Source organism: Sediminispirochaeta bajacaliforniensis DSM 16054, assembly GCF_000378205.1.
In the GTDB taxonomy this organism is placed as follows: domain Bacteria; phylum Spirochaetota; class Spirochaetia; order DSM-16054; family Sediminispirochaetaceae; genus Sediminispirochaeta; species Sediminispirochaeta bajacaliforniensis.
This window is the reverse complement of sequence record NZ_KB899414.1, coordinates 105,000-129,963: the sequence shown is the minus strand read 5'-3', so window position 1 is coordinate 129,963 and position 24,964 is coordinate 105,000. Positions and strand designations below refer to the sequence as shown.

Annotated in this window: 23 protein-coding genes; 7 read left to right on the top strand and 16 right to left on the bottom strand. The window is 47.8% G+C overall.

What is annotated here, in order from left to right; translation table 11 throughout:
* Window positions 1-3: 3 nt before the first annotated feature.
* The 4 genes from F459_RS0110200 to F459_RS0110185 form a co-directional block, all read right to left on the bottom strand.
* Entirely contained in the window at window positions 4-363 is a 360-nt protein-coding gene (locus tag F459_RS0110200) for a response regulator (protein WP_020612627.1), read from the bottom strand.
* 58 nt (window positions 364-421) lie between these two features.
* Window positions 422-1,432, bottom strand: coding sequence for a lipoate--protein ligase (locus tag F459_RS0110195; RefSeq protein ID WP_020612626.1), 1,011 nt, complete (start codon window positions 1,430-1,432; stop codon window positions 422-424).
* Window positions 1,433-1,521: 89 nt separating this feature from the next.
* Window positions 1,522-3,639 (bottom strand): ABC transporter ATP-binding protein, encoded by a 2,118-nt coding sequence (locus F459_RS0110190; RefSeq protein ID WP_020612625.1) that lies wholly within the window; start codon window positions 3,637-3,639, stop codon window positions 1,522-1,524.
* Window positions 3,639-5,372: an ABC transporter ATP-binding protein gene (locus F459_RS0110185; protein WP_154651665.1), complete on the bottom strand. Its 1,734-nt coding sequence runs from the start codon at window positions 5,370-5,372 to the stop codon at window positions 3,639-3,641. The genes F459_RS0110190 and F459_RS0110185 overlap by 1 nt, the downstream gene beginning before the upstream one ends.
* 91 nt (window positions 5,373-5,463) lie before the next feature.
* Between F459_RS0110185 and F459_RS0110180 the strand changes: the two genes are divergently transcribed.
* Window positions 5,464-6,237: a 16S rRNA (uracil(1498)-N(3))-methyltransferase gene (locus F459_RS0110180; protein ID WP_020612623.1), complete on the top strand. Its 774-nt coding sequence runs from the start codon at window positions 5,464-5,466 to the stop codon at window positions 6,235-6,237.
* Here the strand turns inward: F459_RS0110180 and F459_RS0110175 are convergent.
* Together F459_RS0110175 and F459_RS0110170 are read right to left on the bottom strand one after the other, a co-directional pair.
* The gene (locus F459_RS0110175) at window positions 6,200-7,063 is read right to left on the bottom strand and encodes a zinc ribbon domain-containing protein (protein ID WP_020612622.1); all 864 of its coding nucleotides are present in this window, start codon (window positions 7,061-7,063) and stop codon (window positions 6,200-6,202) included. The genes F459_RS0110180 and F459_RS0110175 overlap by 38 nt on opposite strands.
* A gap of 4 nt (window positions 7,064-7,067) precedes the next feature.
* Complete coding sequence (locus F459_RS0110170) at window positions 7,068-8,348, bottom strand: hypothetical protein (RefSeq protein WP_020612621.1); 1,281 nt, start codon at window positions 8,346-8,348, stop codon at window positions 7,068-7,070.
* Window positions 8,349-8,460: 112 nt separating this feature from the next.
* On the opposite strand from F459_RS0110170, the gene thyX reads away from it, so the two are divergent.
* Complete coding sequence (gene thyX, locus F459_RS0110165) at window positions 8,461-9,300, top strand: FAD-dependent thymidylate synthase (protein WP_020612620.1); 840 nt, start codon at window positions 8,461-8,463, stop codon at window positions 9,298-9,300.
* Between the two features lie 14 nt (window positions 9,301-9,314).
* Here the strand turns inward: thyX and F459_RS0110160 are convergent, their stop codons facing one another.
* From F459_RS0110160 to F459_RS0110140, 5 genes are all read right to left on the bottom strand, one after another.
* A complete protein-coding gene (locus F459_RS0110160) occupies window positions 9,315-11,750 on the bottom strand; it encodes a nucleotidyl cyclase domain-containing protein (protein ID WP_020612619.1) in 2,436 nt (811 codons plus the stop codon).
* Window positions 11,751-11,803: 53 nt separating this feature from the next.
* Complete coding sequence (locus F459_RS0110155) at window positions 11,804-12,793, bottom strand: LacI family DNA-binding transcriptional regulator (RefSeq protein ID WP_211213999.1); 990 nt, start codon at window positions 12,791-12,793, stop codon at window positions 11,804-11,806.
* Window positions 12,794-12,818: 25 nt separating this feature from the next.
* Window positions 12,819-13,676, bottom strand: a complete 858-nt coding sequence (locus tag F459_RS0110150; RefSeq protein ID WP_020612617.1) for a carbohydrate ABC transporter permease — start codon at window positions 13,674-13,676, stop codon at window positions 12,819-12,821.
* Entirely contained in the window at window positions 13,673-14,593 is a 921-nt protein-coding gene (locus tag F459_RS0110145; RefSeq protein WP_020612616.1) for a carbohydrate ABC transporter permease, read from the bottom strand. Before F459_RS0110145 ends, F459_RS0110150 begins: the two co-directional genes overlap by 4 nt.
* 69 nt (window positions 14,594-14,662) lie before the next feature.
* Window positions 14,663-15,940 carry an ABC transporter substrate-binding protein gene (locus tag F459_RS0110140; protein WP_020612615.1) on the bottom strand — a complete coding sequence of 426 codons (1,278 nt, stop codon included), beginning with the start codon at window positions 15,938-15,940 and terminating at the stop codon, window positions 14,663-14,665.
* A 229-nt stretch (window positions 15,941-16,169) separates the two neighbouring features.
* On the opposite strand from F459_RS0110140, the gene F459_RS0110135 reads away from it, so the two are divergent.
* A complete protein-coding gene (locus F459_RS0110135) occupies window positions 16,170-17,075 on the top strand; it encodes a nucleotidyltransferase family protein (RefSeq protein WP_020612614.1) in 906 nt (301 codons plus the stop codon).
* A gap of 22 nt (window positions 17,076-17,097) precedes the next feature.
* Here the strand turns inward: F459_RS0110135 and F459_RS0110130 are convergent, their stop codons facing one another.
* Complete coding sequence (locus F459_RS0110130) at window positions 17,098-17,982, bottom strand: SDR family oxidoreductase (RefSeq protein ID WP_020612613.1); 885 nt, start codon at window positions 17,980-17,982, stop codon at window positions 17,098-17,100.
* Between the two features lie 99 nt (window positions 17,983-18,081).
* Here F459_RS0110130 and F459_RS23205 point away from each other — a divergent pair, with 99 nt between their 5' ends.
* A complete protein-coding gene (locus F459_RS23205) occupies window positions 18,082-18,624 on the top strand; it encodes a TetR/AcrR family transcriptional regulator (protein WP_020612612.1) in 543 nt (180 codons plus the stop codon).
* A gap of 57 nt (window positions 18,625-18,681) precedes the next feature.
* Window positions 18,682-19,602, top strand: coding sequence for a putative 2-dehydropantoate 2-reductase (locus tag F459_RS0110120; RefSeq protein ID WP_026294988.1), 921 nt, complete (start codon window positions 18,682-18,684; stop codon window positions 19,600-19,602).
* On the opposite strand, the gene F459_RS0110115 is transcribed toward F459_RS0110120, so the two are convergent.
* Both F459_RS0110115 and F459_RS0110110 read right to left on the bottom strand, forming a co-directional pair.
* Entirely contained in the window at window positions 19,599-20,042 is a 444-nt protein-coding gene (locus F459_RS0110115) for a DUF3795 domain-containing protein (RefSeq protein ID WP_020612610.1), read from the bottom strand. The genes F459_RS0110120 and F459_RS0110115 overlap by 4 nt on opposite strands.
* A 67-nt stretch (window positions 20,043-20,109) precedes the next feature.
* Entirely contained in the window at window positions 20,110-20,883 is a 774-nt protein-coding gene (locus tag F459_RS0110110; protein ID WP_020612609.1) for an RNA polymerase sigma factor, read from the bottom strand.
* A 107-nt stretch (window positions 20,884-20,990) separates the two neighbouring features.
* Between F459_RS0110110 and F459_RS0110105 the strand changes: the two genes are divergently transcribed.
* On the top strand, window positions 20,991-21,557 hold the full coding sequence (locus F459_RS0110105) for a GNAT family N-acetyltransferase (protein ID WP_020612608.1): 567 nt from the start codon (window positions 20,991-20,993) through the stop codon (window positions 21,555-21,557).
* A gap of 2 nt (window positions 21,558-21,559) precedes the next feature.
* On the opposite strand, the gene F459_RS0110100 is transcribed toward F459_RS0110105, so the two are convergent.
* Window positions 21,560-22,204, bottom strand: a complete 645-nt coding sequence (locus F459_RS0110100) for a response regulator transcription factor (protein WP_020612607.1) — start codon at window positions 22,202-22,204, stop codon at window positions 21,560-21,562.
* Window positions 22,182-23,447, bottom strand: coding sequence for a sensor histidine kinase (locus F459_RS0110095; RefSeq protein WP_020612606.1), 1,266 nt, complete (start codon window positions 23,445-23,447; stop codon window positions 22,182-22,184). The genes F459_RS0110100 and F459_RS0110095 overlap by 23 nt, the downstream gene beginning before the upstream one ends.
* A 171-nt stretch (window positions 23,448-23,618) precedes the next feature.
* On the opposite strand from F459_RS0110095, the gene F459_RS0110090 reads away from it, so the two are divergent.
* The gene (locus F459_RS0110090) at window positions 23,619-24,938 is read left to right on the top strand and encodes an ABC transporter substrate-binding protein (RefSeq protein ID WP_020612605.1); all 1,320 of its coding nucleotides are present in this window, start codon (window positions 23,619-23,621) and stop codon (window positions 24,936-24,938) included.
* Window positions 24,939-24,964: the final 26 nt, after the last annotated feature.

Genomic DNA, 24,964 nt, shown 5'->3' with positions numbered 1-24,964 from the left:
TGGTTAATCCTGTAAATGTTTGAGAATACGCTGCATATAGGCCGGTCCATACAGCGGTTTGATAAAAATTTCATTACATCCGGCATTTTTAAGGGTGGGAATTTCTTCATCGTCGCTGGTGATTGCAATGATGGGAATAGTCGTGTTTTCCGATCGAATCGATCGCGCGACGTCCGCACCATTAAGCTCCGGCATATAATTATCGAGGATCACCAGATCATAACTGCGACTGCGGAAGAGGTCGAGGGCCTGCCTGCCGTTTTCAGCCAGGTCGCATGCAATCCCTTCTTTGCGAAGACGTATTTCGATTAATTTTCTGTTGATAAACTCATCCTCGGCATACAAGACGCGTTTTCTTATCATCGAAAGACTCCCTACGATACTGTAAAGCTACCCTGTTAGGCGCATATCGTCCAGCATCCTACGCATCTCCTATTGCCTGCTCAAGCCATCGGGCAACATCTTCCAGTTCTTGATGAGCGGAAGGCAACTCGTCCATAAGAGAAGAAACCCTTTCCGCAATCTCGATCGAATCGTAGCGCACGCCGGGAAGGGTTTCGATAAGTTTTTCGACCATGTCCGGCTTAAGACAGTCGGAAAAAATGCTTACTTCCCTGATGAGCCCCCCCTTTGTATCTATGTGGAGGTCGATCGATCCCCATTCAAATCGCTCTTTTAGGCGGTAGGTAAATTCAGGGGTCTTTCCAAATCTCCATTCCCAGGCCGAAAGCTGCTGAAAATAGCTCGACAGATGGGGGATGCGTTTTAATGTTTCATGGTCGAGGATTTCTATATCGCATCGAGTCCCCTTTGCCTCAAAGAAACTTTCGATGATTGCATCGCAAAGTGCTTCATGGCTGATATCGGGGGCAAATTCCGAAAGATTTGCGACCCTGGATTGTACCGAAGAGATTCCTTTGCTAAGCAGCTTTTTCTTTTCCGGAGTAAGATAGTCGGCTATTTTTGTAAGGGCCGCGTCGATCAACAGGGTCCCGTGGTGAAAGGCACGGTCCGAAGTGAGTTTGTAGGCGCTTCCCGATATCTTTTTCCCTTCGACCAGGATGTCGTTTCTGCCCGATGTTTCCGCGTGGATGCCGAAGCGACGGAGTGCATTGATGATGATCTTGCTGTTTGCCTCTTTATCGTAATCTTTTCTGCCGGAAAGAAAGGTAAAGTTGGTGTTTCCCAAATCGTGATAGACGGCTCCTCCACCGCTTTGTCTGCGGGCAAGTTTTACATTGTCCCGTTCCATCGCCTTGAGATTACACTCGTCCCAGGGGTTCTGGTAACGACCGATGACAACGGTGTTATCGTTTCTCCAAAGAAAAAGAGTATCACTCTTCGGATCCATTTCTCTGAAAATCCAATCCTCCGTTGCAAGGTTGAACCATGGGTCATAGGTCTCCGAAAGCAGGACTCGAACCTTTTTCATGAAACGTGCCTCCTTTTCTCTGTCGAATGGCTATTTGTATCACATTTTTCCCAAGCCCTCTACCGAAAGTCGGATTTCGGGACGTGAAATCATTCCTGAACGGCGTCTTTATACTGAAGGCGGTACAGGTTCGCATAGATACCGTCCTTTGCTAAAAGAGCGGCATGATTTCCCATTTCCACCAGGCGTCCACCTGAAAGGACCATGATACGGTCGGCGTGCTGAATTGTTGAAAGGCGGTGGGCTATCACAATGGACGTCCTCCCCTGCGTAAGCCGTTCCAGCGCCTTTTGAATCAGCTTTTCCGTTTCTGTATCGATGCTTCCCGTCGCCTCGTCGAGGATAATGACCCGGGGGTTCTGGGCCACAACCCTCGTGAAAGCAAGTAACTGCCTCTGCCCTGTGGAAAGATTGGCCCCCCGTTCGCTGAGCACCGTATCGTAGCCCCTGGGAAGAGCCTCTATGAATGGGGCACTTTGAACCGTTTCCGCTGCCGCTTTGATGCTTTGTTCGGGGATATCCCTGCCAAGGGTGATGTTTTCCCGTATCGAAGCGGCAAAAAGAAAAACATCCTGCTGGACCGGGACGACGGTAGACCGCAACTCCGATAGGGATATCCGGGAGATATCGATACCGTCCAAAAGAACGGTACCGCTCTCAATATCCCAGAGCCTTGTCAGAAGATTTGCGATGGTCGTCTTCCCGGCCCCCGTGTAGCCGACGATGGCGACGGTTTCTCCTGGTTCGATGGTAAACGAGAGATCGCGAATGACTTGTTCGTCGTTTGTGTAGCCGAAATTGACGTGGCTAAATTCTATCTTCCCTTGTACTGGATCGGGGAGCCCCCTGTCGCCATTGTCCGGGATTATTTCACTTCGGTCGAGAAGATTGAAAATTCGCTCTCCTCCGGCCATGGCGGACTGGAGAATCGTAAAATTTTCGGTAAAGTCCATGACCGGTCGGTAAAACATCTGCATCAAATTAACGAAGGCAATCATGACACCGAGGCTTACTGCCGAATTAAGGACCATGGAAGCACCGAAATAGAGAACGGTCCCTATGGAGATGGATGTAAGAAGGCTGATCAACGGACGAAAGGTGGCAAAAACATACATTTCCGCGAGATTTGCAGAAAGCAATTGTCCGTTTATCTTTTGAAAGTTCTCCTGACTCCTTTTTTCCCGGTGGAAGGCCTGTACCACATCCATGCCGGAAATATGCTCCGACAAAAAGGCGTTGACCTTACTGGTCCAGATCCTCACCCTTCTGTAGGCATCTCTTGCACGATTTCTGAAGATGATGGCAAGAATCACCACCGGAGGAAGGCTTGCAGTGGTGATAAGGGCGAGATGCGGATCGAGATAGAAGAGGATGAAGATGACGCCTCCCATGGTGGCAAAGTCTCTGAGTAATCCCGTTGCCACCGATGTAAAGAGCTCGTTGATGGTTTCGACGTCGTTGGTGACCCGCGTGACGAGAATGCCCACCGGTACATTGCCGAGATAGCCGAGGTTCTGACTCATCACATGATTGTAAAGCTTCTCCCGAAGTCCACTCATCACGCCCTGGCCGGTATAGGCCATGAGGTAGACCTGCAAAAAGGAAAACAGCAGCATGGCGATGAGAAAAATAAAATACACGCCGGTCTTGTGGGAGAGGCTCTTTTGGTCGTTGGCACGGAGGAGATCGAGGTTCTCCTTGTCTATCTTTTTCAGGGATGATGCCGGCATGGCGATCCAGCCATCTTGAAGTATTGCTTCGGCTTCGGCCGGTAGTGAGGATACCACCTTTTCTGCGTTGTCCAACTTACCGGAAAGGTACCATTCTCTGGTATCGACAATGTTCGCATCGAACAATTTTTTCCGTTCTTCGGCAGAGAGCCTTTCCAGCATCGATGAAGTGATAAAGCGATTATCACCGAAAAGAGGAGGATCACTTTTCCGAAAAAATTGGGGAAGGACCGGCGGAGCGAAAAGCCGCTCAGCCAGAGCATCGTCCATCTTCGAAAGAGAGATGCGGTGGTATCGGTTTACAATATCCTGGTCGATAGACTTTTGAAGAATCACCGGGCCCAAAAGTTCCGCAAGGGTTGCCAGAATCATTGCCAGAAGGGCGATGGTGACCAATTTTTTATAGGGAGCAACAAATCCGAGCAATCTTCGCATGATGACCGGGTCATATCCCTTTACGATCTTTTCTTCTTCCATCAGAGGCTCCCTTCCTGTTGCAGCAGATAGATATTGCGATAGAGGCCCTCTGCCGCGAGCAGCTGCGTATGACTTCCTTGCTGGATAATTCGTCCCCGATCGAATACCACGATATAATCGGCCCACTGAAGGGTCGAAACCCTGTGGCTCACCAGAATATTACTTTTCCCCTTGCGGTGCTCCAGAAAGGCGTTGAGTATCTTCTCCTCCGTTTCCGTATCGACTGCCGAAAGGGAATCATCGAAGATCAGTATTGGTGGGTCCGGGAGTATGGCCCTGCTGATTGCTATCCGCTGCTTTTGTCCTCCGGATACGGAAAGGCCCCGTTCCCCCACCTCTGTTTCCCATCCTTTAGGAAATTTCTCTATTTCCCGGTCTATGGTGCTGATTCGTGCGGCATCCATGATCTCACTTTCGTCGGCATCCGGCCGCGCAAAGCTTATATTCTCCCGCACCGATGCGCTGAAAAGAAAGGTATCCTGGGGAACAAGGGCTATCGCGTTCCTTAAGGTTTCAAGATCATACTCCCGAATATCGACACCGCCGAGAAAAACCGTTCCGGAGGGGGGATCGAGAAGCCTCGGCAATATGCGGACCAGAGTACTTTTTCCGCTTCCCGTCCTTCCGAGGATGCCGAGGGTTTTTCCTTCTTCAAGCATAAGATCGACTTGATCCAGGGCCTTGATCTCCGAATCAGGATAGGAAAAGCTGAGTTTCTTGATTTCGATACCGGTGTGAGCGATGTGCGTGCGCCCCCTGGGGGGGGATACGATGTCCGGTTTTTCGTTGAGGATCATGTTTATCCTGCCCAGGCTTGCCGCCCCCCGCTGGATCATGTTTACGGTCATTCCCATACCGATGACGGGCCACTGGAGCATCGAAAGGTAGGTAAGGAAGGCAACAAAATCACCAGGTGTGAAAGAACCGAGCATAACGGCTACTCCGCCGAATCGCATCAAAAGCAGGGAGGTGAGTCCCGAAATGAACATGATAAGGGGAAAGAAAAAGCCCCAAAGCTTTACCAACTGCATATTTTTTTGCATATAGGCATCGCTTGCATCGACGAATCGTTCCTGCGCCCAGGATTCCCGGACGAAGGATTTTAACACCCGGACACCGGAAAGCGTCTCCTGGACATGTTCGCTCAGTCGGCTGAACCCTTCCTGCACGGCCTTGAATCGTTGCCCTATGACACTACCGAAGGCAAGGATGATGATGGTGATCAGGGGAAGGGGGATAATCGTTACGGCGGCCAGAGCCGGATTAGTCGTAAAGAGGATGATGAGGATCGCAAGGGTAAGGAACAGTCCGTCCATGAAAGCAACCAGTGCCATCCCTGTCGCCATGCGGATTGCATTCATATCGTTTGTCGCCCTTGCCATGATATCTCCGGTCTTCATGGTGCCGTAGAATGATGGGGAGAGGGTAAGCAGGTGAGCAAAGAGCTTGCCTCGCAGGTCCCGCTCGATGCGTCTGCTAGCGCCATGAAGAAAAAAGCGCCAGCCGAAACGGGAGAGGGCGACGATTGCCGCCAGGGCAATCATGATAAGTACCGGGGTCGCAATCGCAGCCGGAAGAAACCCTCCCGATGCAATGATATTCGTGGCCCGTTTTATCATCTGGGGAATCAACAGCTCTCCGGCATCGGTAACGATAAGGCTGATAAGTCCGGCAACATACCACCACCGATATTTCTTGACCATGGGTAAAAGGGTCTTAAACTCTTTCAGCACACAAAACCTCGCTTCATTTCAATATAAGGGTTTTGATTTTTGTCGGCTACCACGTTGCGGCACGAGAAGATCGGTCGTATAGTAGAACGGCATGAACATTCTACTGTTTTTCCCTTCCGATAGAAGCGACAAGGGGCAATCCAATTTCTTTCTTCCTCTGTCCGATGATCGGGCCCGCCATCTACTTAAGATCCTGGGGGCGAAAAAGGGCGATACCGTAAGGGCCGGTATTGCAAACGGTCTCCGGGGGAAGGCTTCCGTTGATGAGATACAAGAAGATGGTATAGTGCTTTCCTTTGTTCCCGATTCCGGGGAGAGGGAAGAGCCCGCCGGAATCGGCCCCTTTCTGTTGGATCTTGTTGTCGGTCAGGTCAGGCCTATCTGCGCCAAACGTATCCTGCGGGAGGCTGCCATGCTGGGGGTCTCCTCCATCAGTTTTGTCGGAACGGACCTCGGAGAGCGGAGCTATCGGGAAGCCAAGCTCTGGAGCTCGGGAGAGGCCGAACGCTATCTGATCGACGGAGTCGTCCAGGCTTCAGCCACGATGATTCCTGCTCTCCGCCTCTTTGAGAGCCTCGATCGCTATCTTTCAGATGCCATATTTTCTCCGGAGTACCTGCGGATTACCTTGGATAATATAGCTCCGTCGAAACCGCTTTTCGAATTTGCCGGAAAGCTGCCTGCTGTGCTTGCGGTGGGAAGCGAACGGGGCTGGAGCGATCACGAACGGGAGCTTTTCAGTAAAGCAGGATGGAGCTTTGCTGGGCTTGGTGGGCGAATTTTGAGAACAGAAACAGCATCCACTGCAGCCCTTGCCATTCTTCTTGCTACAGATGAAGGGCTTTTTTCCAGTCGGTATCGTTGAACAAGACCACATGCAGCACATAAAAGAACGCCGATATGGGAAGAAAGATCAGTGCTGTAATCAATGACCAGGTCAATTTCCCCTGAATAGAGAGATTAAGAACGATCATCATCACCGTGAGGTCGAGAAAGAAAAAACCGGCGAGGTTTAGTCCCTTTTTCTTTGTGTACCGGGCATAGACAAGGTAGAGTCCCAAGGGAAAAAGGGCGGATACAACGATCAGGGACCAGGAAAGCGTAGCAGAGGTGATTAGTTCGATCGCGACAATTAGAAGGATTGCATCCAGAACAAGGAAAGCCAGTAGTAAAAGTACCGGGGGCCTGCGTTTCACGATGTAGAGGAGAAAGAGTTCCACCGCCGCAAACGAAGCCAGAAAATAGGGAAGTTCCGACGCATGGATGGACCTGCCGGGGGCATTGCGATACCCCACCAATAGCTGGATGATCAGGACGATAAGCATCATGGCAGTAACCGAGATGAGCGGCTTTTTCCCATATTTGACAAAGAGCCAGGCGATGATTGCGCCACCGATGAGGGGAACTGCAACATAGTAGGACCAGGTGACATCGCCGTTTCTGGCAAGATCGATACCTGCGGTGAGAGCTATGGGGAAGAGACCGAGAAAGAGAATAAGGGAGACCCGAAGGATATTCTTCTGTCGGTCGGTGAGTTTTCGATAGAGAGGTTTGGGCGGAATAACATCCTTTGGAAAGCTGGCGGGCTTTTCCTGATGCTCTCTTACTTCCTGGGGGATGGGGGTATCGCAGAGGGGGCAGGCTTCGAGCCTGTCTTCAACTTCGACCCCGCAGCGGGGACAATATGCCATAGGTTTACCTCCTGTTTGTCGTAACAGATACGCGGATGCCCATCTTCCGCAATCGGGTGTATACCAGGCGTTCGACAGAACGGTCCTGGACCGTCGAGGTGATAAAAAGGCTGGTCTTACCGGCGTAGGCGACGGATGTGGCATTGACGCTTTGCTTAAGAGGCGGTGGAAGAAATTGGTAGGCCTTGATAAAGGGTTTCATCTGCTCGGGGATTTGGATTCGCCCCAGATTGGAAAAACTCAAGGTAAAGGCCTTTCTTCCGAAAATGCCGTAAAAATGACGAAGCAGTGGATCTTTAAAGAGCAGCGGGGTGATCCTGACAAAAGGATTCTTTTCCCCTTCGATGTTACGGGCAAGCTGCCGTTTGATCATCCGCTGATCGAGTTCCATCTTCATAAAATGGTGAACCTTTGCAACAATATCGCCAAATTGAAAATCACCAAGCCGCGGATCGATCTCCGGTTCCACCGACAGGGCGAAATTGCGCATGGTGATCGAGGGATAGACCTTGCGGAGGTTAATGGGGATGCTGATGCGAATAGGGCGCGGTTTTAACTTTCTGCGTGCCATCACCTCTTGTGCCACATCGATCAGTAAGGCGGTGATGAACTCTCCGATAGTTGCCCCGTAGCGGGAAGCCTCCCGTTTCAGATCGGCACTCTCCATCCTCCCTTCCGTAACATGGAAAATGGGAGGCTTTTCCTGTTTTCCACCGAGCTGAAGGGCCGGAGGAAGTTGTTTTGCCTGGGGGACCCCTTTTTCATAGTGGATGCGAAAACTGTCCTCGCCTTCTTTGGGATCGGGTGGATCTGTACATTCGATGATACGCCCTTCGGGATCGATCTTCTCCCCCCGGCGGCGGAGGTATTCAAGCAGAAGGCCGTTAAGAAAATTGAGAGCACCGGTCCCGTCGGTAATGAAGTGGGCAATCTCGAATGCTATCCTGTTTTGGTAGGCGAGGACCCGAAAGGGGAGGACTCCCGGCTTTTTATAGGGTAGATAGAGGCAGGGATACCTGCTTTCCGCCTCGATTCGCGCTTCGCTGTCACACGGTTCGAGATAATACCAGAAAAGGCCCTTGCGCAGGTGGACCTTGTAATAGGGACAACGAACAAGCATCGCCGACAGGCTCTCCTGCAATATCCTAATATTCACTGCTTTGTCGATATTTGCCGAGAGGCGAAATATCGTTGTCTGTTGTTTTGTCAGCAACGAGGGGAAAATCTTCGCCGCGTTGTCGAGGCGAAACTCTTGTTGAGGTTCATGTGCCTCGCGTATGTCCATACCCATATCCTTACACGATGGAGAGGGGCTCTGTCAATGAATTCTGACCTTGTTGACTGGCTTGTTGATCTCTGCGTTGATGGGCTACAATACATCCGGAGAGGAGACTGTGATGGCACGTTTAGAGAATCAGGAAGCCGATAAGCTGCTTGATAAGGAATTTCCGGTATTGGACAAGGGCTTTGTTTGTCTTGTCGATTATCTTGGTGATGATAGGCGCATCGTCGAGGCGGCCAGGGTAAGTTATGCAGGCGGTACGACCAGTTATCGCCGCGACCGGGGATTGATTCGCTACCTGATGAGAAACCAGCACACCAGCCCCTTTGAACAGGTGGTTTTTACCTTCCATGTAAAGATGCCCATCTTTGTTGCCCGCCAGTGGGTACGGCACCGGACCGGACGGTTAAATGAAATTTCCGGGCGATACAGCATCATGAAAGAGGAATTCTACCTTCCGCAGGATGAAGATATTGCGTATCAAAGCAGCGACAATAAACAGGGAAGGCAAAACGAGGCTGTGGAAGCGGATGTCGCGAAAGAGGTCCGGGGAGTGTTTGAAAGCGGCAGGGCTGCGGTGTGGGATGGTTATAACCGTATGCTCGATATGGGGATTGCAAGGGAGATAGCACGAATCGATCTCCCCTTAAGCCTTTACACCGAATGGTATTGGCAAATGGATCTCCATAACCTTTTTCATTTTCTGAAGCTTCGCCTCGATGCGCACGCCCAAAAAGAGATTCGTGCCTACGCCGCCGTGATCCTTGAGATCGTCGAGGGGGTTTGTCCCCTGGCCTCCGAAGCCTTTCGTGATTTTGTGCTCAATGCCGAGAATTTTTCTGCTCCCGAGCTGGATGCCCTTCGCAGCCTGATTGCCGGTAATTCCGTCGGACTAGAGGGAAGCGAACGAAAGGAGTTTTTTGCAAAACTGGGAATGGACGATCCTGCTCTTTGACGCTTGGCGCCGTATTAAAGCAACTCCGGTTTCTGTTCTTCCCCATTCCAGAAGTAGATCCTGCTTCCCATGGGAAGCGCTCCTGCAGGCACCGAGGCCTCGATCTCTCCCAGGAGTCCTTTTACATCCGTCTGCTCCTTCTCCTCTTTTTCCGGGGGAATAAGAACGGAAATAACCGGTCCCGGCTTTTCGGGAAGTTCCAGTCGTTGTGCTATGCGTTTTGCCACTTCTACGGCCGTATCTTTTTCGGTTTCGGTGAGAATTGCAAGGAAATCATTTCCGAAGAGCCTGAAAAGCTGATCCTGAAAGAGGCGCAATTCCGATTCGATCCGTTTCGCCGATTCCAATGCCCTTTCGCAGCCGCTTCTGATACGGAGAACAGCCGTACTGCCGCTTCTTTCTGCCAGGACGGCACAGAGTTCTCGCTCCACCAACCCATTTCCGGCAAGACCGGTAAGTTCATCATAATTGCCCGTCAAATCTTCGATATCGGGAGCAGGCGATCTTCTTGCTTCGAATCTTCGTAAAAGTTTTCCGGTATCGAGGCTGGTAACCGAGTAAACAGGCAGGTCCTGCCGCTGGTCGACATGTCGATAAAGGGGAGTCGGGGCGCTATGTTCCTGCCGCAAGATACGGTCGAGCACGAGACTAACTGCGTATGAGTAACGGGCGAGGTTCTTGAACGATCGGCTCCCCTCTCCCTGGTCGAGGATGGTATCAAGACGCCTGCTCAAAGTATTGGGTACCGGAAAGTGATAGGTTTGTGCCGGGTTTTTCAGGGATTGGGCTCCCTCTTCCATTGCCATACAAGCAAAAAGTGTTTTCAGTTGTGAAACCGATTCGTAAAACTTTGGTATGGGCGGCAGGTTCCTGGGACGTAGATATTTGGGGATGGAGTGTTGGAGGTTTGGAAACAGGTATCGTTGGCGGAGAAAGAGAATATCGGCCTCTATGCGCTTTCCGTATTCCGAAAGCACAAAATCGAAGGATCGTTCGACATTCCGGCAATAATCACGTAAGGTTCCAAGATACTGTTTTTCTATGAGCTCGTCGAGGAAACGATGCCAGTTTCCTTCGATCTCTTCAAAGATGGGAGCAATCTCCGTAGGTGTCTCTTTTTCATCAAGGAAGCTTCCCATTTCTGCTTCGCGAAAGCCGTAGAGCAGTTCACTCAATATTACGGTAAGAATTACCACATACTGCATCGGGTCCCCTGGAGGTATGAGGCCGCTTTCTTGGGGAAGTTTTAGAATCGGATCAAAATAGGGGAACAGATCCGGATGATCGGAAAGCCCCATCCAACCCGAACCGGGGAAGAGCCTCTCAAGCATCAAAAGGCTGCGACGAAAACCGATACTCTCAGTTTCCGGGATGTCGGAGGTTTCTTGCTCTTCGTCCCTTGCCTGCGTCGTCGTATGTTCCGTTTCCGCTTGCTTGGCTTCTTCCTCCTCGGATGGCTTTCCCTCGCTCTTCGGCGCAGGGGGATCGATCACTTCTTGCTTATTCAGGCGGAAAAACTCCAGAATTTTCTCTTCCTTTTCGTCGAGTAACTCCCGATACTGCACCGGCTTTTCTGCAAAAAGCAAAAGCAGGAGCGGAAAACATCGCACCGGGAGCGTCTCAAAGATATAGTACAATTCGCTACTCGCCGCCGCATAATAGCGCCGCATCCTATCCGCTTCAAGATTTCTTTTGGGAAGCTCCAGGAGTGAAAGGTCGTAGAGGTGGCGAAACGCCCTCTGGATCGTAACGGGACTCAGCTTCTGAAGCTGGATGAATGGACGGTAGAGAAAAAAGACAACCCTGGAAAAATCCCGTATCGATACGTGTCGGGGATGAAGCTGAATGCGTGAAAGCTCCCGGTGAAGCGCCTCGATCTCCCATTCCTTGATGGATTCGGCAATCTGTCGATAAAAAGGGCTGCGAAGCTGATGAATACGGTTTTTCTCCACTCGTCGGAGAATACCCCGAAGTGAGAGCACCACAGTCTCGACCCGCCGGTAAAAAATTTCACTGCTGTTAAGCACAAATTTAGGATGGAGAAGTTCCTGTGGATGAGAGAACGGCAAAAGAGCGGCCCAGGCGTTGCGTCTCCGCATGATGGCGAATTCGGGGCGGCTTGCAAGATACCAGATTCTGAATCGGCTGGTGTAGCTTCGTTTGATTCCTCCTTCCTGTCGGAAAAAAGTCTCATCGGCTTTCGATATTCCTGGATTTTCCCTGGTTTTTGAGACCGAAAGGGTATCCGCCTGGAGAATTCTGTCACCGTAGGCTCGCTCTTTTAATTTCCTGTATCGTTCTTCAAGAAGGGGGTCTTCCCGCTCGATACCAACCTCTCCACCGAGAAGCTCAGCCATCCGTTGTGCTTCTTCTTTTGAAAGCGGACCGATCCGGTTTCGTGTTCGGTCGAGTTCTCCGGGACGGTACCGTTTTGGGGGCTGCTTTGCCATAGTCATAAGTATATACCGATACTCTTGGAGCGAACACGGTTTCAACCTTTATGTCAGCGGAAAAAAAGCGTTGTTTCCCGTTCAATAAGGCATGTGTCCACTATCCGGAAGTTTGTTGATAGCGGCTCATTTTTCAGCCTCTTAATGAGAAGCTCGGCCGCCTGTATTCCAAGTTGATCGGGGAGGATGTCTACCGAGCTTAGGGTCGGGTGCTGTATCGAGCCTTTGATTGTATTGTTGAATCCTATAATTGGCAGCCTAATATTTTCTTCTTCCATGTATTGCAAAGCTCCCAAAGCAAGGAGATCATCTGCAGCCGCAAAAGCTTCAGGGGCGGCTTTTTTTAGCAATTCCTTTGCTCCTTGATATCCATCTTCCTCCTGAAAACCACTTGAGGTGTGTATCAGTTCCTGATCGATATCGATTTCATGGGTGGTAAACGCCTCTTTATATCCCCTTAATCGGTCCCTCGTTACGCTCATTTCAGGGACGCCTCCGAGAAAAGCGATACGGCGAAGTCCTAGGCCGAAAAGTGTCGCAGTTACATCGTACATTGCCTTGAAATTATCGTTATCGACCCACATTGCATTGGGATATTCATGTCCTGGATGACCGATGACAGCGTAAGGAACCTCCCGACTTTCGAGGTACTCCATGCAACTGTCGTGTTGTCTTGCCGCCATCAGAATAATCCCGTCAACAAGACTCCTCTGGACAAAACGCTGAAGGAACTCAACCTCTTCCGGCTGGCTGGTTGAGAATGCATACATGATATTATACCCCTGTTTCTGGGCTTCTATGCTGATTCCGCGCATCGCCATGATAAAGAAGGGGCGAAAGAAAAGATCATTCTCGGAATTTGGGATAATGAGACCTATAGTCTTTGTCTCACCTCGTACTAGACTTCTTGCGGCTGCATTGGGGTGGTACCCAAGGCTTTTCATAGCCTCTCTTACCCGATTTTTTGTTTGATCGCTGATTCTTGGGCTGTTATGAATGACCCTGCTGACCGTAGAGGGAGATACCTTCGCTAATTTTGCCACATCGCTAATAGTGCTGTCCATTATGCTATTTAATTGAGCCTGCTACCATGCCCCGAATAATATGTTTTTGGGCAAGAAGGAAAAATATGATGATCGGAATCATTGCCATAAGAATGGCTGTTAGAATCAGGTCCCACTGTTTGACATAGGCCCCCGCAAAGTTTGCAACAGCAAGGGGAATTGTTTGTACTCTATTACCCTTGCCAAGTATCAGAAGGGGAAGCAGATAGTCATTCCAGATCCAGATACCGTTCAACACCACTACTGTAGCATGAATCGGCTTGAGAATGGGAGATATTATGGTGAAAAAAATTCTTGCTTTTGAGCAGCCGTCGATAGTTGCTGCTTCTTCTAATTCTAGGGGAATGCTTTTTATGAATCCATGATACATAAAAATCGAGAGGGAAAGGCCGAAACCAAGATAGGCAAGGATCATTCCCTGATACGTTCGTAATAAACGTATTCCTGTTACCGTATAGATCATACGAAACCATGAGAGAAGAGGGAACATGACGATCTGGAAAGGGATGACCATGGCTGCGACGAAAATGAAAAAAAAGAACCTGCTTATCCGTGTTTTTGTCCGTACCAGCACCCATGCTGCCTGACTGGAAAACATAACGATGACGACTAAAGAGATTGCTGTGATGAGCGAGGAAGAGATAAATGAGTTCTGATATTGAATATTTGGATTTGTCCAGATCGATACCATATTTTTGAGGATCATGGACCAATCGTCCGGTAACTTCATAGGCTGTTGGGTGACCTCGAAAGATCCTTTTGCCGAATTGATAAGTACAATAAAGAAGGGGAAAATAAAGGCAAGGAAAAGGAGTGCTGCAATACATTCCAGGATATAGTTTTGATTGCTTTTCTTGTTCATAGTTCTATCTCCTTGCGTTTATTGGCGGAGACTTGGGCAAGGGAAATGATAATCAAAACAATGAAGAAAACAACAGCCCGTGCTTGTCCCTCGGCAAGGTTGTTTGCTGTGAACGCTGTCTGGTAAATATTCAACGCCAGTAGTTCTGTCCCGAAGATAGGTTGCCCCATGAACATAGCCGACGGTCCTCCTGCTGTGAGAGAGACATTTACATCGAATTGTTTGAAGGACTGAACCAGGGTGAGGAACATGGTGATGGTAAAGGCCTGTGCAATCATCGGGATGGTAATAAGCCGGATTCTTTGGAATGTGTTGGCTCCATCGATGGTAGCTGCTTCATGTAGCTCTTCCGGGACCCCCTCTAAAGCAGCGACATAGATCATCATTATATACCCTGCATACTGCCACGTTCCTACTACAACCAGGGCCATGAGGGCAGAATTCCGTTTGCTTAATATAAGATTGGCCGGATCGGCAAGGGCTGATAAAAAGGGCAGCGATTCCCCAATGGCGGGAACGGCATTGTTGAAAATAAATTGCCAGACATAACCTAAAATCAGACCACCTATCAGATTCGGAATGAAAAAACCAACCCGGTAGAGATTACGCAGCCTGAGTTTGCTTGTAACTATAATTGCAAGGATGAATGCTGTAAGATTTATCGCAATCATGTTAAGCACGGTGTAGACCAATGTAAGCAGAAACGAATAAAGGAAGGCCGGGTCTTCGAAACTTTCGGTAAAATTGGAAAGCCCAATACATTGAAGACTTACTCCCGCCCTGGCGGATGAGCTCCAGTTTGTGAAGGAATAAAATACCCCCATAAAGAAGGGAATAACAATGACCAAAAGAAAGGCGATCAGTACAGGGCAGAGGAAAATCCAGAAAATAAGTTGTGTTTCTTGTTTTCTTTTCATGTGAGTATCCTTGAGAAGAGAGTCCGGCCCCAAAGGTGGAGAGCCGGACTTTTTCATCTCTTCGTCAGCTTATCGATTTTCGAAGGCTTTTTTCATCAATTTGATGAAGCCTTCTTTGTCAATGTTGCCGTTGGCGAATTGGTTGTAGATAGGCGCAAGGGTCTGATCCCGAAAATCGCCGGAAAAGTAGTACTGGTCCCAACTATAGACTTTTCCCTCTCCTGCCCATTTCTGAACTGATTTTGAAAGCTGTCCGGCGGGGCTCAGCTTGATATTTCTGAAGGCAGGGATCATTCCTGCTTCGTTTACCATGTAGTTTTGTCCTTCTTCGGTATACACCAGATCATTCAGGAACTGCTTTGCCGCTTCCACATTCTTTGACTCTTTGTTGATAAGATAAAAGGAGGGGGCGGAAACGAAAATTCCCTCCGTTGTCTTTTTCATGGAGCCGTGGGGAGCAAAGGCCATGGGAAAATCAGCCTTTGCGGCTGCCATGTTGGGATCGACCCAATTGCCCTGATGAAGGAAGACGGCTTTTTTTGCAGCAAAGGCACCGACTTGTGCATCGTAGTTGCCAGTAGTAAGGACCGATTTGTCTGCATAGGTAAAAAGCAATTCCACCCAGTCGGCATATTCTTTTAGTCGGGTTTCGTCTACCTTGCCGGCAAGAAGGTCGTTGACAACCGAAAGGTCGCCGTAGGGAAGTCCATTTGAAAGGAGGGAGTTGAAATTATGATGGGCTGTCACCCAACCCATTTCCGGCCCTGCTGCCATTGATACAACTGAATCGATCCCCAGTTCTTCTTTCATCGAATTCAATTTCTCAAAGGCCTTTTTATAGCCATCGTAATTGACCAATCCTGCGGGATCAATTCCCGCCTTAGCGAGCATATCCGCATTATAGGCCATTCCCCAGCCTTCCACAGCCACGGGGAAACCGTAAATCTTTCCGTCGTAGGTAAAAGCTACAGAGGTATCTTTGGCCCATTGCTCATTTGAAAGATCAAGAGCAATTCCCGACCACTCTTTGTAATCCTCAAGACCGTTAATGGCAAAGATGTCCGGCATATCGCCTGCTGCATAGTCGGCTTTCAACTGTGGTCCGAGACCTCCGCTTGTTCCCCCGATGGACTTAATGGTAACTGGTACACCACTTTTTTCCGACCAGGTTGCTGCAAAAGCTTTGAGCTGGGCATCGATTTCCGGTTTACCTTGTGCAAGGGTGATTGGGGCTTTGGAAGGGCCTGCTTCGCTACCTTCTTTTTCCTTTTGTGGATGGTTCCCGCAAGATGATGCAAAGGTTGAAATAATGGCAATAAGCAAAAGCAATGGTGGAAGTTTTTTCATTCGTGTCTCCTCCTATGATACGTTTTTGATGTATTTGCGCAAACGCTTGCACAAATTATCACGCTTATATGGGTATAAGTCAAGAAAAAATAGTTTTTTGCACATTTTTACATTGTATTATGGGTGTTTTATGAGAAAACGTTTGCATATCTTCTATGGCTGCTTCCATGCTGCAAAAAAAAACACTTTATTATATACTTGCACGATATCTCTAACTACGGAGGATGATATGAAACCAAGCTTAGTGATTCTTGCAGCCGGACTTGGAAGCCGGTACGGTGGTATCAAACAAATAGAGCCTGTAGGCGTCAACGATGAAATCATCCTGGAGTTTTCTCTTTTTGATGCCATACGTGCGGGCTTCGGCAAGGCCATTTTCGTCATCAGGGAAGAGATTGAGAAAGATTTTACCAAGCATGTATTGCCCCGTTTTTCTTCGAGCATCCCTTGTAGTTTTGTTTTTCAGCATATGGACGACCTCCCTGAGGGGTTTTCACTCCCTCGGGAGCGGAAGAAGCCTTGGGGAACGGCACATGCGGTTCTTGCCGCCCGAAAAGAAATAGCCGAACCCTTTGCCGTTATCAATGCCGACGACTTTTACGGAAGAGATGCCTTTAAGGTTATTGGGGACTTTCTTTCACAGCGGGCAAATGAGGAAGATCGCTACTGTATGGTGGGGTATAAACTTAAGAATACGGTTAGTGAGCATGGTACCGTTTCCCGGGGAATTTGCGAAACCGATGAGAAGGGGATGCTGACAGGCATGGAAGAGCACACCCGCCTGGAAAAGCTTTCCGATGGTGTGATGAGCTATGTACCGGATGGAAGGGAGCTGAAATTCTCAGGAGAAGAACCGGTAAGTATGAATCTTTTCGGGTTTACTCCTCATGTGTTGCCCGACATGGAAAGGATTTTTGCCGATTTCCTGCGTGAACATATCCATGAGCCGAAGGCCGAATTTTACATACCGACCGTTGCAAACAGGGTTGTCAAAGAACTCGGTGCCTCAATGGCGGTGCTTCGATCGGACGCACACTGGTTTGGCATCACCTATCAGGAGGACCGGCCCGCAGTTGTCGAGGCCATACGGCATCTTGTTCGGGAGGGCGTGTACCCCGAACGACTCTGGAACTAGAATCGTTTTCCGTAGGGTGGCCTTACTGTTTTTCATTCGCTCCTTCTGCAAGTTGCCGATAAAAATCCGACAGATGGTCGCTTCCGTATTCGGGGGCGGCAAGATCTGAAATACCCATTACGGCAAGAAAAAATTGTAGCGGTCCGTAAACCGATAACGGGGTGATGCGGGGTAATACGGCCAGGGTTATGCGGCGAAGCACATCGGGCAAATGTAGGATCTTTTCCGGTTTCCCCGAGGCTTTTAGGGCAAGGCACGCAATCTGGTTCAGACTGAGCGTATCGGGACCTCCAATCTCCAGTTCGCTGAACCTTTCCCCACGGTCTATCTGAGCCCTGCAGCTGCGAATGATCTCCACAGCAAGATCTTTGCCCGATATCGGATTGAAACGCCCCGTGCCTTTTCCGAAAAGAAAAACCCGGCCGGCCTGGGCCATGTTAAAAAAATCGGCCATGTCGGAGAAGAATCCCGTCGGTCTGATTATCGCAGAGGGAATTGTCGATTGGGCGAGAAGGTCGACGAAGTGCTCCTTTGCCTTCACCAGTTTTACCCAACGCAGATCTTGTCCTTTGAAGACCGAAACATAGCAAAAAAGAGCACATTTTGATCGCTCAGCCTCTGCCAAAAGGTTCGCGTTTGCCTGATAGTCGACCTGTTCATAGGTTAACCCGTCCTTTTGTCGGGTTATGCCGAGGCTGCTGAAGACAATATCGCAGTTTTCCGCGAGCCCTTCGAGATCGGCTGGTTTTGTCGCCTCACCAACGATGATTTCATCGGCAAGGGAAGAAAACGATGCGGCCTGGCTTTCTGTTCTCAGAAGCACCCTGACCGTGAAACCCACTTTCTTCGCTTCTTCGCTTACATGTCTGCCAAGATATCCGCTGGCTCCGGCTATAAGAATTCTCATGTAATCTCCTTATTTAGTCCAAACGGTCTAAATAAAATATACTACTTGGATCCTTGTTTTGCAAGTGATATAGTCCAAATGGACGAAAAAGGAGGGGTGGTGCCGAAAATAGTGAATAAAGATGAGGTTCGGACAGCCCTGGCGACAAAGGCGCTTGCGCTTTTTCGCCGTTATGGCTATCGCTCTTTAAGTTTAAGAACACTTGTCGCGGAATTGGGGATCTCAAAAAGCGGTTTTTATCACTATTTTGCAGGAAAAGAGGAACTTTTTCATTTCTGTGGGGAGCTCTTGACCGACATGCTTGAACGAGAGCTTGCCTTGGTCTCTTCTTCTGCCGTGACAGAAACCGATACTCAGGCCCTTATCGAGATGCTGATTTCCTATGGAAAGAAGCTTCTTCCCGATTATCTTGATGAGCTGGGACTATTGGTCGATTTCGCCAGGGAAGATGGTGCCGGCCGGTCCGCAAACAGCGTTATCGATCGCTATCGGGGCCTTTTTCGGAAAATCTTCGGAGAAGCCGGATATAATGCCGCGATGCAGCTTTTCTTCGGTTTTCTCTCTCTTACCGCTGTCGAGGGCGGGGCGGCGGATTGGGATCAGTTGAGGAACGGGCTGCACCTCTTTATCCGCTCTTGTTGACTTGGGCGACGGCTTTGGTCTTTAATAACGATATCCTACCATCCCGAGGTAACTGTTGTGAAATATACTGTACTTGGAACTGGAGCCATAGGCGGTTATTACGGAGGTATGCTTCGAAAGAGCGGTCTTCCTGTTGATTTTCTTGCCCGCAGTGATTATCAGTACATAAAAGAACATGGCCTTATGATTGACTCCATAAAGGGCGATTTTATTCTGAGGGAGCTTGATGTTTATGATTCCGTGGAGAATTTGCCGGATACGGATGTTGTCATCGTATCGATGAAAACAACGGCAAATGAAAACCTCTCCGAACTTCTATTGCCTATTGTGAAAAAGGGAACGGTAATTTTTGTCTTACAAAACGGTTTGGGAATGGAAGAGGAGCTGCAGAAACAGTTTCCCCATGCCGTCGTGATTGGCGGGATGTGTTTTATCTGTTCCCAGAAGCGGGGGCCGGGATATATTGTTCATCTCGATAAAGGGCCGATTACCGCCGCCCCATTGCATGAGAGTGCTTTACCTATCGCCGAAAAGTTGCGGTCCGATTTTGTACAGGCGGGAATTGAGATGACGCTGAGCAGGAACCTGAAGCATGCCCGTTGGGGAAAGCTTTTATGGAATATACCGTTTAACGGGCTCTCGGTTGTCCTGAATGCCAACACAAAAGAGATTATGGATAATCCTTATGGTTTATCCCTTGCACAAAGACTTATGGAAGAGGTTTCTCGTGGGGCGAGTGCCTGCGGCTGCAATCTCCCTTCCGGCTCAATTGCGGGTATGCTGGAATCTACCCAGACGATGGCCCCTTATGACCCGAGTATGAAACTTGATTATGATCATAAGAGGCCTATGGAAGTTGAATATATGTATCGGAAGCCTCTGCAGGAAGCACGAAAGAACGGAGCCGATTTGCCCCTTGTCGCAGCCCTTGCAGATCAGCTTTCCTTTTTGAATCAAGTGGTGGAAGTACCCGTTTAATATCTGGGTTTGCCAGCCTGCATATCGTAGAATGATTCGATTCCCTTTGTTCTTATGAATTCACCGTTTGCAAGCCAACGCTTATGGAGGTCTTCATTGTATCGATTTCTTGAACAGGGGAATTCCTTACATTCTCCGCAAAAGTCGCCCTTCATTTCTTTGAAACAGCTTTTTGCCGCACAATCTGGATATCTGCTGTCGCCCGATCGACATCCGTCGCATTTCGCATCTGCAAAGAAGCGAAGAATCTCTTGAAAAGAATCAAAGTGGGCAAAGGGTTCGAAAAAAGCGGTCATCTTTTGTGCCATCCGTTGGTAGTCGCCTAAAGCTTCCAGAAGTGTGCGACTCTGCCTCGCTATCGGGCCCCCTTTGAAAGATGCGCAACGGGAACAGTCGAGCCCGCATGGGGCCAGTTTGCCAAGAATTTCTGTTCGTTTCATCATAATTCTCCTTATACAAATAAAGATGCAGAAGAAGCTTCAAAGATGCGGGTAGGATCTCTTTTTTCTATTTTTTTAACAGCGAACCGACAAGATATGCCGTTTTGCTGTACCAGGATGCATCGGGTCTTCGTTCCGGTAAATTCCTGAAAAGTGAAAGAACCTTTCTCATGGTAGACGGATCGCTTTTTGCCGCATATTCGGGATCGGCAAAATCCGGAGGTCCGCCATGCTTTCGTACTTCTTCCCGTAAATCCTCTCTTCGTCTGGAGAATTCATACCACGCTTTGCAGCTGCATGAGTTTTCCGGCAGAACCCACTGGCAGTGATGCCCAAAAAAAGCATTTAGGTTTTTACGAGCGCGAAAAAGAAGAGATTTAATTGATGATTGAGAAAGCTTTAGGATTTCGGCCGCCTCTTCAATTGAAAGACCAAACATATCCACCAGGATAAATGAGCTACGCTGGGCCAAAGTGAGGCGAGATGCCATTGCGGTAAAACAGCCGTCCTGCAGCTCCCGTACCGATTCATCAACTAAAAGCTCCTGTTCCGGCAGTGGGCCGATATCTGTGAGCATATCCTCAAAACCGTCTTCGATCTGGATAATGTGTCTCGCCTTCCTCTGTGCATCAAGGTAAAGATTCAGACAAATTCGTCTGAGCCAAGCGGAGATTTTTGCAGGTTCCGCAAGCTGGCTTCGCTTTTCCCATGCGGAGAGAAGAGCCTGCTGTGCGAGATCTTCAGCATCATGAGCATCGGCGCAGAAGCGGAAGGCTACCGTGTAGATGTACCGTATATGGCTTCTGAGCAGCTCTGCAAAATCGTCGTCATATGCTTCCATTGGTCGCCGTCACCATACTAGTGAAAAAGAATATACGTCAATATCAGCAATATTCGGAACAGTAGGAATTTGATACGATAGTGTAAATTCCTGAAGGGAGGTTACCGGTGTCCTATTATCAAAAGCTTGTGGGAGAACGTCTTTACCTTTCTCCTGTTTCCGATGATGGCCTTGAGCTCTATACCTCATGGGTGAATGATCTCGAAACTACACTGAACCTGCAGCTTGCCGCAGGCATCATATCCCGGGATAAAGAGCGTGATATGCTTCAGAAGTTACAGGATGGCTACAACTTCAGTATCGTTCTTAAGGAAAATGATCAGTTGATCGGCAGCTGCGGCCTGATGGATGTCGATCTAATCCAAAGCCGAGGTGAAATGGGAATCTTCATTGGAGAAAAATCGCAGCGGGGAAAGGGCTTTGGGGGAGAGGCCATCGGTCTGCTTCTATCGTATGCCTTCCACCTCCTTAACCTGCACAATGTTATGCTTAGGGTCCGCTCCTTTAACGAAGTTGCACAGCGTTGCTACCGAAAGCTTGGCTTTCGCGAAATTGGAAGGAGAAGCGAATGTGTTTGCATCGGTGGCCGCTATTTCGACGAGATCTACATGGAGATGCTCGATCGGGACTTTACCGCTACCCTTCCGGAGGTTAGGGCGCTGTCGGATGAGTGATACTACTTCAACATCCTGTTAGCCAGTTTAATTATCTCATAGCGGTTCTTAATACTGAGCTTTGATATAATTGAACTTACATAATTTCGTACTGTCTGGTACGCGATACAAAGTTCATCGGCGATTTCGGTATTATCATATCCCCGGGAGATCAGTTTAAATATTTCCTTTTCCCGTCTGGTAAGATCTTTGTACCATTCTATGGATGTTCCATTATTGTCTTTGTCGGTATATTTTGATTCTACTATATTGGCCGCTATTGCAGGGGAAATTTGTGTTGCTCCGTTATAAGCGGCTCGTATTGATGCAATTAATTCGGTAGGCGAGATATCTTTCAGCAGATACCCAAGAGCTCCATAGCGTAATGCCTTTTTGACAAAATCTATTTCTTTGAAGGTAGAAAGCATAACGACTTTGATTGACTTATGTGATTGCAGAATGATTTTTGTGGCTTCAACCCCGTCAAGTTCCGGCATTTTCACATCCATGAGGATGATGTCAATGGTAGTGTTCTCCACCCAAGAAATAGCTTTTTGACCATTTTCTGCGATTCCAACGATTTCAATATCATCAGTATATGTTGTTAAAAGAGTTTTTAGACTTTCCGCAAAAAGTTCCTGATCGTCAGCTATAAGTACCCTGATCATATTTTTTCCCCCCTTTATGTATGGGAATCTCCGCCTTGATGCTGAACCCGTCAATAGAGTATTGAAATGTTACCCGTCCCCCTACGTTCGCTACTCGTTCTTGGACTCCAGTCAGTCCGATACCAAAGCTTGTTTCTCCATAATTTCTGCCATTATCTCTGATGTAGAGTAAAATATCCTCTCTTACTTCACCGAAGTAGATGAAGACCTTATCTGCATTACTATGCTGCAAAATATTGGTCAAGGCTTCACGAACGATAGAAAAAAGGATAGCATCTGTCACCTTTCCATAGGATTGCTTGGAATTTATTATCTCCAAGTGTGTTTCGATATCTGTGACCTTTCTAAAAGTTTGTATTAAATGAAGAATGCTGGCTTCATCCTCGGCGTTATTGGGCTGTTCCTGATTTCGGGTATATGTAAGTATTTTTCGAGTCTGCTTCAATCCATTTTTTGCTTCTTTTTTTGCTGTCATATGGATCTCGGTAAGACGATCAAAATCTTCATCTCCGAGACTTATCGCAACGTCCATCAACGAGATAATATTAGTAAAGCTATAGCCCGTGGAGTCGTGAATTTTCTGGGTGATTGCTCTGCGTTCTTTTCGTTTTGCGTTATTTTCAGCGGTATAGGCATAATCTTGAAATCGCTGATTCAGCCGCAGTAGTTTTGATTTAATTGACTTTTCCAAAGATAGTTCTCTGTGGAGCCGAATCAACTGTTCACGATAATATATCATGAGAAACAGGCATGTTGTGAAGAGAATAGTCAGAAGCAAGAACATTGAGTAGTCCCAAAACAATGGAACCTTAAAATCCCATGAAAGAAAAGCTGTACCAAATAGGGGATTGGGGAACTGAAGTAAGGCTAAAAGGCATAAATACACGGATAAATAAATGATGCTGTATTTCCAGTTGTTTCGGTAACGGGTAGGAATGGAATAGTCTATGTATAGAAGAATTTCCAGTAGAAAATCATCTTGTATGGTATAAGAGATGATGAGAATGATAAAACCCCGGAGATAAAACAGAGCAAGATTGGGTATGGTTAAAAGCTTTATGATGTTGATTATTGCTATGACGGCATCAATAAAAAGAAGAACAAGTACGCTCTGTATATAAAATAACGGCATTCCTGAGAATTTCGATGTTTGATGGTATTGAAAAATGCAAACGATATGAATGATAAGAGTAATACTGGTTAGGGAGATTTTGGCATCAACATAATTATTAGCATGTTTCATCTTTCAGTATTATACCACAGAGCTATTTTCTTACAAAAGAAAGAGATCCTCATCCATATCCTTGAAAATGAAATTAGTATTAATGTCCTGTCTTTTTAGTACTTTTGTTTATTGTTAATGATGATGACTGATCGTACTATGCTATACAAAATCGCTAAAAAGGAGGTCGCAATGAAAAAAACACTTGTAGGAACATTGATTATCGTTTTGTTGTCGGTATCAACTATGCTGTTTGCAAGCGGTAATCAGGATGATGATGGAGGGAAGATAAAGCTATCCTTCGCTACTTCAATTTATGTTGAAGCTCCGCATAAGGCTGTAATCGACAAATTGATTAGCACCTACAATGCACAAAACCCGAATGTTGAGATAGAGGTTTATGGAGCGGGGTGGAGCAGTTTTTGGGACAATATGACTACGGAGATACTGAGTAATAATGAGGCTGACATTATTCAGATGTATACTTCGAATATTGCACAATACCATGCACTTCGACCGGAGGGAACATTTCTAAATCTGAACGATAAAATCGTAGGGACATCCTATGAGAAAGATTTGGTCGGACAGGACGAGTGTAAATATGACGGTGATTATGTTGCGTTTTCCAATTATGCTTGGGGAACAACTGGGCTGTTTTATCGAAAATCAATATTAGAAAGGGCAGGTGTGGATCCTTCATCGATTAAAAGTATGGAGGATTTTAGGAACGCAAGCTTGAAACTTACAAACGACAATGTATCAGGATTTGGAGTTTTGGTTTCTTCGCATAGCTTTGTCGTTTCCGAATGGGCACGATTTATAGCCAGGGTTATTTCAGGAGGCCTCTATTTTCCCGGGGAAAAAGGACCTTTCACGCCGGATCGCATAAATGTAGCTGATCCGGCCAATATCTGGGCGGCAGAATGGTGGCAAAATATGATCCTTCAGGATAAATCGGCCAGGGTTCTTAAAGATAAAAAAGATGTGCGTGAATTATTCTGGAATGGGAAGATCGCATTTAATCTTGATGGACCTTGGTTTATTGGCATGACCGAATCACGTGATCCTGCTCTTCTTGAGGATGTAGGTCTCATTCCACAGCCTGCTGTGGAATATGAAGGTAAGACATATAGGCCCAATCCTTCTCAATATCCCCTTATCACGGTCATCAGCAAAAATTGCAAACACCAGGAAGAAGCTTGGGATTTTCTTAAATGGATGGCATCGAAAGAGGCTCAGGAGATCATTGCCGAATGCGGTATGATTCCCAACAGCAAATCATATGTAACCGAGTCGAATTATAAAGCTACACATAAGCTTGCTTATCAGTTTTATGATTTTATCGCCAATTACTATGATCCTCTGATCAGTGATCCATCCATTCCTCAGATCGGGGAATTGCAGCAAATCATGATAGAAGCAACTCAGCGTATTTTTTCATCAGCAGATGCAGATGCGGCGGCTATTTTGGAAGATGCCAAGAAAGAGATGCAGGTGGTAATGGAGCGCTAAATATTATCGGCTACAGGATGCTAAAA